This is a genomic window from Vagococcus carniphilus (assembly GCF_014397115.1).
GTDB classification, from domain to species: Bacteria; Bacillota; Bacilli; order Lactobacillales; family Vagococcaceae; genus Vagococcus; species Vagococcus carniphilus.
The window spans coordinates 837,341-850,103 of record NZ_CP060720.1 but is presented as its reverse complement, the minus strand read 5'-3'; the positions used below and the strand labels follow the sequence as shown (position 1 = coordinate 850,103).

8 protein-coding genes are annotated in these 12,763 nt (G+C 33.1%); 1 reads left to right on the top strand and 7 read right to left on the bottom strand.

The features are described from left to right. Positions 1-118: 118 nt before the first annotated feature. From H9L18_RS04270 to H9L18_RS04240, 7 genes are all read right to left on the bottom strand, one after another. Positions 119-2,017, bottom strand: coding sequence for a heavy metal translocating P-type ATPase (locus tag H9L18_RS04270; RefSeq protein ID WP_126790702.1), 1,899 nt, complete (start codon positions 2,015-2,017; stop codon positions 119-121). Positions 2,018-2,163: 146 nt separating this feature from the next. Then, positions 2,164-3,969 (bottom strand): glycerophosphoryl diester phosphodiesterase membrane domain-containing protein, encoded by a 1,806-nt coding sequence (locus tag H9L18_RS04265; protein ID WP_126790704.1) that lies wholly within the window; start codon positions 3,967-3,969, stop codon positions 2,164-2,166. A gap of 32 nt (positions 3,970-4,001) precedes the next feature. Then, a complete protein-coding gene (locus H9L18_RS04260; RefSeq protein WP_126790706.1) occupies positions 4,002-4,541 on the bottom strand; it encodes a DUF924 family protein in 540 nt (179 codons plus the stop codon). Between the two features lie 145 nt (positions 4,542-4,686). Beyond that, positions 4,687-5,937, bottom strand: a complete 1,251-nt coding sequence (locus H9L18_RS04255) for a PTS sugar transporter subunit IIC (protein WP_126790708.1) — start codon at positions 5,935-5,937, stop codon at positions 4,687-4,689. 198 nt (positions 5,938-6,135) lie between these two features. Next, positions 6,136-7,149: a LacI family DNA-binding transcriptional regulator gene (locus H9L18_RS04250; RefSeq protein WP_126790710.1), complete on the bottom strand. Its 1,014-nt coding sequence runs from the start codon at positions 7,147-7,149 to the stop codon at positions 6,136-6,138. A gap of 14 nt (positions 7,150-7,163) precedes the next feature. After that, complete coding sequence (locus H9L18_RS04245; protein ID WP_126790712.1) at positions 7,164-7,985, bottom strand: endonuclease/exonuclease/phosphatase family protein; 822 nt, start codon at positions 7,983-7,985, stop codon at positions 7,164-7,166. A gap of 67 nt (positions 7,986-8,052) precedes the next feature. Further along, positions 8,053-10,230, bottom strand: a complete 2,178-nt coding sequence (locus tag H9L18_RS04240) for a PTS transporter subunit IIBC (RefSeq protein WP_126790714.1) — start codon at positions 10,228-10,230, stop codon at positions 8,053-8,055. Between the two features lie 215 nt (positions 10,231-10,445). Between H9L18_RS04240 and H9L18_RS04235 the strand changes: the two genes are divergently transcribed. Further along, entirely contained in the window at positions 10,446-12,710 is a 2,265-nt protein-coding gene (locus H9L18_RS04235) for a glycoside hydrolase family 65 protein (RefSeq protein ID WP_126790716.1), read from the top strand. Positions 12,711-12,763 lie beyond the last annotated feature (53 nt).

Here is a 12,763-nt window from a genome sequence, read left to right as displayed (position 1 = left end):
TTCTAACCATTAAATCAACATTTGTAAAGAAGTTTCAGAAAGCTTAATAATTTTCAGAAAACAAAAAGACTGACTTAAATTTAAAGTCAATCTTCCGTTAAAAATCATTTAATATAACTTAACTTAAAGGTTTAAGTAGTCTGATACTATTAATCAAAACAATTAAAGTACTTCCTTCATGAATTAATATACCTAATGGTAAGTTCATTGAATTAAATATATTCATTACTACTAAAAATAAGACAACCAGCATTGAAAAAATAATATTCTGAGTAATTAGTTTATCTAATTTTTTCGATACTTTATGAGCATAACTTAATTTAGTTAAATCATTTTTCATTAGAACCACATCTGCAACATCAATAGCAATATCTGTTCCATCTCCCATGGCAATACCAACATCTGCTTTCACTAGAGCAGGAGCATCATTTACGCCATCTCCTACCATAGCTGTGGAACCTTCTTTCACCATTAAATTTTCAATAATTTTTGATTTATTCTCAGGTAATACATTGGCAAATACTTGATCAATTTTTAAATTTTTAGCAACTGCCTCTCCTGTTTTTTGAGCGTCACCTGTAATCATAGCTGTCACAACACCTTGAGTCTGGAAGTACTCAATAACTTTCTTGGCATTTTCATTAGGTAAATCCATCATAGCAATCATAGCAATAATTTCATCATCTTCTGAAATATAGACTACTGTCTTACCTTCGTTAGCATATGTTAATGTTAGGTCTTTTAATAATTCAGAGACATTCTCAAATATACTTGGTTTTCCAATTATATAATTTTTTTCTTTATAAACAGCTACTAGCCCTTTTCCAATTTGGTTTTCAATTTCCAACTCCAAGATTTCTGTTGGTTCTAAAGCATCAACAATTGCATCAGCTAATGGATGATTAGCCTGTTTTTCCATAGCTACAATCAAGTTAGTATAAAATTCTGCTTTAGAATCATCTACAAAATAGACATTAGTTACTTTAGGTTTTCCTTCTGTTAAGGTACCTGTTTTATCAAAAGCGATTGCCTTTAAATCGACCAAGCTTGCTAGAAAAGAACCACCCTTAAACAGCACCCCTCTTTTTGCCAAATTAGAAATTCCAGATAAGGTAGCAGGTATTGCACTAGCCGCCAACGCACATGGTGAAACAGCTACTAAAAATACCATTCCCTTATAAAAGCTATAGTTATAAGTTACTGAAAAAATGATTGGTGCTAAAATTATATAAAGTGTAACTGATAACAATGCAATAGTGACATAGGTTGGTTCGAATTGTTTAATTCGTGTCGCTCTTTTAGATAAATTGGATTGCGATTGACTAACCAATTGCATAATTTTAGCAAAAACAGTATCTGTACTAGCTTTAGTTACTTCAATTTCAATTGTTCCATTTCCATTTATCGTACTCCCAAACACATAGTCACCAACCGTTTTATCCGCGGGCATACTCTCTCCATTTATTGAAGATTCGTTAATAGACGTAGCACCTGAAAGAATCATTCCATCAGTTGGAATTTGATCACCGTTTAATACTTTAACCTTGTCCCCTATTTTTAAGACAGATACGTCAACAACTTCTGTCGTCCCATCAGCTTTAATTAATCTAGCTTCTGTAGGATTCATTTTCAATAAATTAGTAATTTCCCTTTTACTTTTTCCTTCAACATATTCTTCTAAATAATGTGCACCTGCGAAAATAACTATCAGCAACGCACCTTCTCTGTAGTTACCAAGAATACATGCTCCTACTGTGGCTAGAGCCATTAGGAGATGGACGTTAGGCATGAAACGTTTTTTATCAATACTCTCAGTGACTGTACTTTTAATACCATCAATAATAATATGATAACCTGCTGTAAAAATGGTAAAAACTGACAAAATATTTTTAATAAAACCTTCAGGAATAAAAATTGCTAGAATAAACACTGACAAACCAATAAAAAACAAAACAACTGATACATTACCGTGTTCTTTTTTTCTTTCAACTTCTTGTTTTTCTCTCATCGTTCTCATCCTCCTAATTAAAAAATTTTAATTGTCGTCCATCTATTCATATGATTGTATATTCATATGATAACATATACCACTTTATCTTTCAAGTTAAACAATAAAAAAAAAGCGTGAATACTATATATAAATAGCATTCACACTTCAAATAATTAACCCATACCAATTACAAAATAAAGTAACTTATCAGAATAAGTAATTTTTGTCTCATCTACTAGAGTTTGATTTAACATATCCATTTGATCCGTAATAATACCGTCTACTCCGTAAAACATCATCCGAGTCATCGTTTCTTCATCATTAGGAGTCCAAGCATAAACATCTTTTCCTTTTGCATTAGCACTTGTAATAAATGATGCATTTAGAGTTGTATACTCCATAGTGATAAAGTCCATCTCTCCGTCTGGCGGCCCTACAATACTAAAGGGCATGATATATCCTACAACAATTTTAGGCTCTTTTTTCTTAAGTTCCTCGACAATATCAAAAGATAAAGATTGAATAATATGACCATGTTTTAAAATATTCTTACCATATCTTTCTAGGAAATGATCAATCATCTCAGGACTATCATCTTTTGTCGGCTTAATTTCAATCATTAGTTTTTGATTTATTTTATTTGCCGTTTCAATATAATCATCAAATGAGGTTATTAACTCTTCTTGGTCATTTTCATGAACGGTTAATTTAGTTAATTCGTTCAAATTCAATTCATTAGGTTTCTTACTCAAACCTGTTAAACTCTTTAAATTAAAATCATGATAAACAACAAACTGTTGATCTTTTGTTTCTTGGATATCCATTTCGATATAATCTGGATGTGTATCCTGACTTGTTTTCTTAAGTGCTGCAATCGAATTTTGTACACCATTAGCATTATCAACCCCACGATGAGACACAGTAACAGGTCTTACCGTAGTTGGATGCTCTAGAAAATCATAATTATTGGTACCAATGATAACCATACCACCCAATATAAGAATTAAAATCCCTTTAGATTTAACTTGCTTAATCCACTGTTTTTGTTCTTTTTTAATTTCAGGAACAAACCAAACTGGTTTTTCAGGTAAAAAATTATGACTATCCATATAATCAATAATAATAAAGAAAATACCAACAGAAGAAAAGATAACACTTAATAGCCAAACCATTTGAAGGACTGTCATTAAAGCAATAGCTGATCCTAAACTGTAGTTAGCAAAATATTTTTCAACAAAAGTTTGAGCAAAAATAATTAAACCATATGAAATCCCAGTAAATCCAACTAACGTTAATGAAACAATCAATATTTGACTGAAAATCCTAAAAAAGTTACCTTTTGTTTCATTCCAACTGAACTTAATTGATTTTTTAAAGGTTTGCTCTTTTAATATCATTTCAGGTAAAGCAAAAATAAATCGGACTGCTAAATAAATAAGAATTAAATAACCGATAATGAAAAGTGCAATAAACAAGATACGATTCTCAAAGATAAAATCCATAATGAACATTGGTATTTCAAACTTAGAAAGTAATTCTGAATTGAACTTCATTCCTGTTATAGGTAAAACTAAGAAAAAATAAAATAGGAAGAATAACAAAGTTCCAAATTTTATTTTTTTAAGTTGTAAAAGTGTCCCTTTTAACAGTTGTCTTAATGAAATCGGCTGCCTAATCTGAATGAAATAAATACTTAGTAGTAAAAAAGTAAACTCAAAAAAAACAGAAATAACTAACAATATCAACATACCAATTAGACTAACAAAAACGAAAGGGTGATTAAAAGCAATCATCCCTAGATTATCATAAGAAATATAGGCCAAATTACCTTGCCTTAAAATAAAACGTGTCATACTTGCTAAAAAGGGGGTTAAGAAAAACAATAGAAAACCATGCATTAATAAAACATCTCTAAAATATGATTTTGCCTCCTTTATAAATTGCCACGTTTTGATAAAATTTCTTTTAAAATAACTCATAACAAACTCCTAACTTCTAACTTATCTCTCTTTTAAAACGAAGAATTCGGTTCTTTTAAGAAGGCAACCTCTTCAGCAGTTGATTCTCTTTTTAATATCTCGTTTCGATGTGGATATCTCCCAAAACGTTTAATGATATCAAAATGACGGTTCTCAAAATCTAAGTAAGTCTCCATTCCTTTCTCAGAAAATAAAGTCACAGCAACCTCATGAATAGCACTTGATTCCGAATGCATAAAAGGCATAAATAAAAAGGCTTTTTCATCTAAGGTCAACTGGTTAATCTCTCCTGTTCTAATCGCTTCTTGCGCTAGGACAAGACTCATGCCATCAAACTTGAAGGACTCTGGTTTTCCTCTAAAAAGATTTCTTGAAAACTGATCCAAAACAATCACTTCAGCTAATCTACCTTGAATGGTTTCACGCCAACTAGAAGCTTCTCCCTTTGAAACAGACTCGTGTAATTCACCAAAACGTTCTCTAAGTAGCTCATCAAAAGCCTCATCTTTTTTGAAGCGTTGTTCCGCAGTAATCTCATTAAACCAAAAAGTTAAAATATCTTGATAATTCATGCGCCCATCTCCTTAAAATTTGTTCTGTGCCTTATATTATATAATACTTTTAGTCAATTAGTTAATAAAGTTTGTCACAATCCTTTTTAAATAACAAAAAACGATTGAAATCTATCCTTTTTGATAGATTCCAATCGTTTAGAATTTAAGCTCTTTGCTCACGTTTTAATTCTTGAATAACACTAATCTTAACAAATGGCATATAAATAATAATAGAAATTAATAAGTTAACTGCTGCTAAAATACCACCTCTAAAACTACTTGTTGCCAGAATTCCTCCTAATACAGGTGGTGTTACCCAAGGTGGCATACTAATAGCTGCCGGCACCAAACCTAGTTTAGTAGAAAAATAAGCTGTTGTAACTAAAACCATTGGTGTTAAGATAAACGGAATAAACATAATTGGATTTAGTACAATTGGTAAACCAAATAACATTGGCTCATTAATATTGAAAACACCTGGCCCTGCACTTAGTTTATTCACAACGCTAAATGACTCATGTTTTTTACCAACTAAGAAAATAGCAATCACTAAACCTAAAGTCGCTCCTGTTCCTCCCAAGTTAACAAACACATCAATAAATGGTTTATTAACAATGTAAGGAGCAGCTTTTCCTGCTGACATAGCCAAAGCATTTGCTTCAATTGCTGGTGCGTTGATTGTTTGCATAAACGGATCTATCATATTAGCACCATGTAAACCAAAGAACCATAAGAAAGGTGTAATAAAGGCAATTAATAACGCCGCTGGATAAGTGCTTGCTAAGCCCATAAACGGTGCTTGAACAGCATCATAAAATGATGTAATAATATCTTCTACTCCAAAACCTGCAAAAATAGCAGCAATTAGACCAAAAATACTAACAATAATCATAGCTGGAAGTAACGCTGCAAAAGATTTAGCTACTGCCGGTGGAACACCATCAGGCATTTTAATAACTAATTTTTCATTTCCAATTAAACGAACAAATAGTTCAGTTGAAACAAGACTGACAATAAGTGCAATAAATAATCCATTAGATGACATACCAGTTGCGCCACCTAAAGCAAAGAATGAAGCTAATGAAACTGTTCCTGCTGAAACGCCGTCTTTTCCGTAGTGATTAGCTAAGTTATAAGCAACTAAAAAAGCAATCGCTACTGAAAGAATAGCAAACGTTCCATTCCAAACACTACCTCCAAATCCTTTCCATGACTCTCCTTTAAAAATACTTGTCATGAAATCTTGAAAAACAGGAATTGGCAAGTTATTAATCATAACTGCTAAAGCCCCTAAAATCATTAATGGCATCGTTACCATAAAGGCATCACGAATGGCGACTAAATGACGTTGAGCCCCAATTTTAGATGCAATAGGTATAAACTTTGCTTCCATAAAACTAACAAATCCATCCATTACAAATCCTCCTACTCATTTTTTTCTTACACTTTACTATAAGCAATCAGCGTGCCAATTATTTTCTTTTTAAACCCTTTACATTAACGTCTCTTACTTAAATAATCAAATGACACACTACAAACATCCTCTTACACACTAAAAAAACAAAAATAATTTCGCTTTTAAAATTAGCAAAACTACTTTTGTTCGTATTTTCTAGTTTTTTCTATTTAAAACTGTTTCATTTTCAATCAATGTATGAGGTATAATCACTCTTTTTTTAATTGCATCAGGTTCTTTCAATTGAAGTAAAAATTCTTGGACAGCTGTTTTTCCAAGCTGAGTCGCATTAACATCAATTGAAGTAATATATGGATGAAGTAAACTTGTAAAAATAGAGTTATTAAAACTAATCACTGAAATATCATCTGGTACTTTGAAACCTGACAAATTAAGCATTTGAATCAACCTAAGCGCAAACATATCATCAATTGCAATACACGCTGTTGGTTGCTCTTCTTTTAAAAAGTCATCTAGAGCAATAAAATCATCTGGTGTAATAAGTGGCATCGCAGGATAAGCCGTTAATTGATTATCCATCATTCCTTTTTGATACCCAAAAAAGCGCTCTCTAAAAAAGTTCTCATGATTGTTATTAGTGACAAAAGCGATTCTTTCATGCCCTTTATCAACTAAATGTTGCGTTGCTGTCCAGCCTAACAATTGATTATCGTTATCCACACAACTAGCTTCATTATGAAACTTATAAGGCTGGCCTATCATTGTAAAAGGTACTTTGTTTTCGATTAAATAATCAAGAACCATATCATCTTCTTCTACGTAAAGCATAATAAAACCATCTACTCGTTTTTGACGATACATTAATTGGACATTTTCTAATAACTCTTGTTGTGTTTTTCCTGAAGCAATTGACAGTGTTACTTTTTGTTGACTAGCTTCTTCATTCATTGCCGTAATAATTTCTAAATAAAACGGATTACTTTTACGTTCTTTTGAACCAATTACTGGTAAAATAGCACCAATGGTATTCACATGTTTATTGGCTAAATTTTGGGCAGACACATTAGGGACATAACCTAATTTATCCATTGCTTTTCGAACTTTTTCCTTTGTTTCTCTGGAAATACTAGGATGATCCCTTAATGTCCTAGAAACAGTCGAAGGAGCTACACCAACTTCTTTTGCCACATCCTTGATTGTCACACTCATCTTAATCCCCCTTTTTATGATGCCGTTTCAATCATAATGCCTAAATGATCACTAACAATCGGGCCAGTGATATCATTAAAAATCACTTGATATGATAACACATCTACTGGTTTCAAAACAAATCCAAAATCAATTCTTAATTTTTCTGTATTGTCACTCCAACCGTCAATTGTTTGATCGACTGTATAAGAACCATACTTTTTATCAGCCATTTCAAACATATCTGTCATTGTTTCTTTAACTAAATCATAACCTTCATTTTTTAAATGTGACGGTGCGTTAAAATCACCAAATAACATAACTTGACCTTTTTCTTCTTTAATTCTTTCGAGTAGTTGTTGCCACTCATAATAGAATCCTTCTTCTTGATTATCTGACCACCAAGAAAAATGACAACTTGCAATCGTTAAGGGTGTTTCGAACTCTTCAAAATGAGCTAATAAAATTTGTCTGGTATGATAATCAGTCATATCATTTGTTGGGGAGACTAGTAAACTTTCAGCCTTAAAAGGGTATTTAGACAAAATAGCTGAACCTTCCTCATAAATATCATAACCAATATGGCTACAAGTCCATCCCCAGTAATAAGTAAATCCCTTCTCTTCTAGGTACGCAACTAACAGTCTAGCATAATTATCTTCTTTAATAGGAACTTGCTCGTTTAGCGAACAAAAAGTAGCTGACTTATCAGAAATGCTTGCTTCGATTTTCTGATTGACTTCTTGAAGAGCAATCATCTCAACATCATTTGCCATAATAAATTCAGCTGTCTCTTTCATTTTTTGAAGAGGCTTTTCTTCCATCCAACTATGGGTATTTAATGATATGTATTTCATTTTGGTTGTCAATCTCCATTCTAAAAAAGAGGCCGACTTGAATCAGTCTAAGCCTCTTTTACTTATTTTAAATCTTTAAGCGGCCAACACTTGTTGCTTTTTGTTGTTGTCCTAATAAAATCATTTCAAGTGCTTCATATTTTTCCACATTTGTAAAGACAACAACAATCGTTGTTCCTTTACCTTCTGCTTTAACAGCTTCCCAATTTGCATTAGCTAAAAGTTGGCCTGCTGCTACTGTATCGCCTTCACTAACAACGACATCAAAAGCAGGTTCTTTCATTTGAACAGTATCAAGCCCCATATGAACTAACACTTCAATACCATCTTCACTCATTAAACCAATGGCGTGTTTAGAAGGGAAAACTGAAACAACTTTACCTGAAACAGGTGAAACGACTTCATTTGCTACAGGCTCTACAGCAAACCCGTCTCCCATCATTTTTTGAGAAAAGACTTCATCTTTTACTTGTTCAATTGGTAATACTTCACCTTCTGCTACAGATAAGAACTCAACTTGTTTATTTAAGAATTGGCTCTTAGAATCTTTTGGAGCTACTTCTTCTTTTTCAACTTCACTCTTTGGAATTTCAACACCTGAATCAAGGACATCCTGAATATCAGATTTTAAAATATCAGCTTTTGGACCGTAAACAGCTTGGACACCGTTGTCTTTAATAATTAAGCCCATCGCACCGGCTTTTTTCCAAGCTTCTTCAGAACCAACCTTATCTTTGTTTTTAACTGAAACTCTTAAACGAGTCATACAAGCATCCACATCAGAAATGTTTTCCTTACCACCTAGTAAATTAATCACATCAATAACTTGTTGATCAATTCCTGAAGCTGTCTTTCCAGTTGAACCACTTGTTTCTTCAGCACCGTCTACTTCATAGTTACCATTTCTACCTGGAGTAGCATAGTTAAATTTCTTGATTAAGAAATTAGCTAAGAAATAAGTACCAATACCAAAGACAATCGTACAAATCACAAAGTTAACAACGTCCATACCTAATCCAGCTTTAACTGAAATTGGTAATCTTGTTAATAATTCGATATTACCAAATGAATGGATACGTAAGTTAATAATATCAGCCATAGCAAATGCTAACCCTTGAATCACAGCATAAACACCGTATAAAGGCATAGCAACAAACATAAACATAAATTCTAGAGGTTCAGTAACCCCTGTTAAAAAGACTGCTAAAGCAGCTGAGAAGTACATTGATTTATATTGAGGTTTTTTATCGCTATCTACATTTTTATACATCGCATAAGCCATACCCATTAAAATACCAGAAGAACCAATCATTTGTCCTACTTTAAAACGAGCTGGTGTGAAGTTGGTTAAAACTTCTTTGTATTGTGTCATATCTCCTGCCGATTTTAAGTTTAATAAATCAGTTGCCCAAGCTAACCATAATGGATCTTGTCCGTAAACCATTGTTCCTGCTTGTGCGCCAGAAAGAATTTCATAAGTTCCACCTAACTGTGTATAGTTAATCGGAATAGTTAACATATGATGTAAACCAAATGGAAGCAATAGACGTTCTAGTGTTCCATATAGAAACGGTGCTAGGATTGGCGCTGTATCTTGACTTGTTGCAATCCATAAACCAAAGTTGTTAATACCAGATTGAATAATTGGCCAAATAACTGCTAACACTAAAGAAACGATAACTGACCAAAGAATAACAACGAAAGGAACAAAACGTTTACCATTAAAGAATGATAAAGCATCTGGTAATTTACGATAGTTATAGTATTTGTTAAAAGCCATAGCCCCAACAAAACCAGCAATAATCCCTACAAACACTCCCATATTTAAAGCAGGAGCTTCTAAAACACTTGTAAAGAATCCTTTAACCATAATTTTTGTGCCAAATAAAGTGTGAGTGAATGCTTTTGGATCATTTAACATGTCACCAGTCACACCAAAAATAGCACCTGTGATACGGTTAATTAAAACGAAGGAAATACCAGCAGCAAACGCGCCTCCAGCTTTCTCTTTAGCCCAGCTACCACCAATTGCTAATGCAAATAGTAAATGCAAGTTACCAATAATTGCCCAACCAATATTTTCTACAACACCACCTGTTGTTACGAGCATACCCATGTTTGGATTAATTAAAGGAATTGTTTTTCCTATACTAATCATTAAACCAGCAGCAGGCATAACTGCAATAACAACCATTAGAGCTTTACCAAATTTTTGCCAAAACTCAAAACTCAATAATTTTTTCATCTCATTCACCTTTCCTGTTTCCTTTGCGTCGATTAACGCAATCGGTTTCGTAACTAAATTATATCTTGTCTATTTATCTTTGTAAAGATGTATTAAGATTAAAAGTTTAAAAATGTTACCGGTAGCAAATTAAAAATGTGGAAGTTTTTCTATTGATTTCGCAAACGTTTGCGTTTATGATGAATTTATAAAATTAATCGAGGGGGATACTTTTAGTGAAACATTTAAAACGGTTATTCGAAATTAATCCATGGAAAATTGCTACACATGAACTACATCAAGATGACATTCGCTTGCAAGAGTCATTAACAAGTACAGGGAACGGTTATATGGGAATGCGCGGAAACTTTGAAGAAGGTTTCAGTGGTGACCATCATCAAGGAACTTACATTGCTGGCGTTTGGTACCCAGACAAAACTCGTGTGGGTTGGTGGAAAAACGGTTATCCAGAATACTTTGGTAAAGTAATTAATGCAATTAATTTTATCGCAATGGATCTTTATATCAATGAAACTAAAATTGATCTAGCAACTCAAAAAGTAACTGACTTCTATCAAGAATTAGATATGGAACACGGTATTTTATCACGCCGTTTCACAGTTGAAGCCGATAATATGAAAGTAGCCTTCTCTTTTGAGCGCTTCTTAAGTATTACAACAAAAGAACTTGGTGTTATTAGTTTAAAAGCTAATGTTCTTGAAGGCGAAGGATCTATTAAAGTTGTTTCTAAACTAGATAACAACGTTCAAAACGAAGATAGCAACTATGAAGAAATGTTCTGGGAAGAATGTGCTGTTGGAACTAACTTTGTGACAGCTCGTACTGTTCCAAATAACTTTGGAATTGAACAATTTACGATTACTGCTTTAATGGAAAACACAGCAACAGGCTCTTATACAAGTGAATCATACAAAGATACATTCTTAGCAACTGAAAATATTATGTTTAATGTTTCTAAGGGTGACACTCTTACATTAGATAAAAAAGTTGTTATTACAACTAGTCGCGACATCGAAGAAAGCAAACAATTAGATGAAGCTAAAAAAATTATGACAACAATCAACAGCTCTTCTATAGAAGAATTAAAAGCAGCTCACTCTCTTGCTTGGGAAAAACGCTGGGAATTAGCTGATGTCGTAATTGAAGGTGATGACGAAGCACAACAAGGAATTCGTTTTAATTTATTCCAATTATTCTCAACTTATTACGGAGAAGATGACCGCTTAAATATTGGACCTAAAGGCTTTACCGGTGAAAAATACGGTGGTGCAACTTATTGGGATACAGAAGCTTATGCCGTTCCTTTATATCTTGCTTTAGCTGATCCAAGTGTGACTGAAAACTTACTTAAATACCGTCATAATCAATTACCACAAGCTCAACATAACGCTCGCCAACAAGGACTTAAAGGAGCTCTTTATCCAATGGTAACCTTTACTGGTGTTGAGTGTCATAACGAGTGGGAAATTACATTTGAAGAAATTCATCGTAATGGTGCTATTGCTTACGCTATCTATAACTATACAAACTACACAGGAGATACTTCTTACATCAAAGGTGATGGACTTGAAGTTCTATCTGAAATCGCTCGTTTCTGGGCTGATCGTATTCACTACTCTAAACGCAATCAAAAATACATGATGCACGGAGTAACTGGTCCTAACGAATATGAAAATAACGTTAATAATAACTGGTACACTAACTATATCGCCGTATGGGTATTGAAATACACACTAGATAACTATAAAAAATTCCAAGCTGAAACAACAGTGAATTTATCTGCTGAAGAAATCAGTCATTGGGAAGATATTATCGAAAACATGTATTTCCCATATGATGAAGAATTAGATGTTTTCGTCCAACATGATACATTCTTAGATAAAGATTTAATGCCTGTTTCTGATTTAGCAGCAAGTGATGTGCCTTTAAACCAAAACTGGTCATGGGATCATATCTTACGTTCATGTTTCATCAAACAAGCTGATGTTTTACAAGGAATTTACTTCTTTAATGATGAATTTACAATGGAAGAAAAACGTAAAAACTTTGAATTCTACGAACCAATGACAGTTCATGAATCTTCTCTATCTCCTTGTATCCATTCTATTTTGGCAGCGGAGCTTGGAATGGAAGAAAAAGCAATTGAAATGTATCAAAGAACAGCTCGTCTTGACTTAGATAACTACAACAATGATACAGAAGATGGTCTGCATATTACATCAATGACAGGTAGCTGGTTAGCAATCGTTCAAGGGTTCGCTCAAATGAAAACTTATAACGAAACATTAAGCTTCGCCCCATTCTTACCTGAAAAATGGAGTAAATATGCGTTCCACATTAGTTACCGTGGACGTTTACTACACATTTTAATTGATGAAAATGTCACAATTACTTTATTAAGCGGTGACGCACTAGATGTTGATGTTTACGGTGAAACACAACACGTAACAGATACAACAGTAGTTGCATTAAAAAAGTAACTTGTATAGACAAATTTTAAAATTTGAATTAAACTAATAATAAATCGAGGTTG

Bases quoted from the DNA above. Each gene is read 5' to 3' on its own strand.
- H9L18_RS04250 (WP_126790710.1), bottom strand. From the start codon at position 7,149: ATGAGTGTGACAATCAAGGATGTGGCAAAAGAAGTTGGTGTAGCTCCT.
- H9L18_RS04245 (WP_126790712.1), bottom strand. From the start codon at position 7,985: ATGAAATACATATCATTAAATACCCATAGTTGGATGGAAGAAAAGCCT.
- H9L18_RS04240 (WP_126790714.1), bottom strand. From the start codon at position 10,230: ATGAAAAAATTATTGAGTTTTGAGTTTTGGCAAAAATTTGGTAAAGCT.
- H9L18_RS04265 (WP_126790704.1), bottom strand. From the start codon at position 3,969: ATGAGTTATTTTAAAAGAAATTTTATCAAAACGTGGCAATTTATAAAG.
- H9L18_RS04255 (WP_126790708.1), bottom strand. From the start codon at position 5,937: ATGGATGGATTTGTTAGTTTTATGGAAGCAAAGTTTATACCTATTGCA.
- H9L18_RS04260 (WP_126790706.1), bottom strand. From the start codon at position 4,541: ATGAATTATCAAGATATTTTAACTTTTTGGTTTAATGAGATTACTGCG.
- H9L18_RS04270 (WP_126790702.1), bottom strand. From the start codon at position 2,017: ATGAGAACGATGAGAGAAAAACAAGAAGTTGAAAGAAAAAAAGAACAC.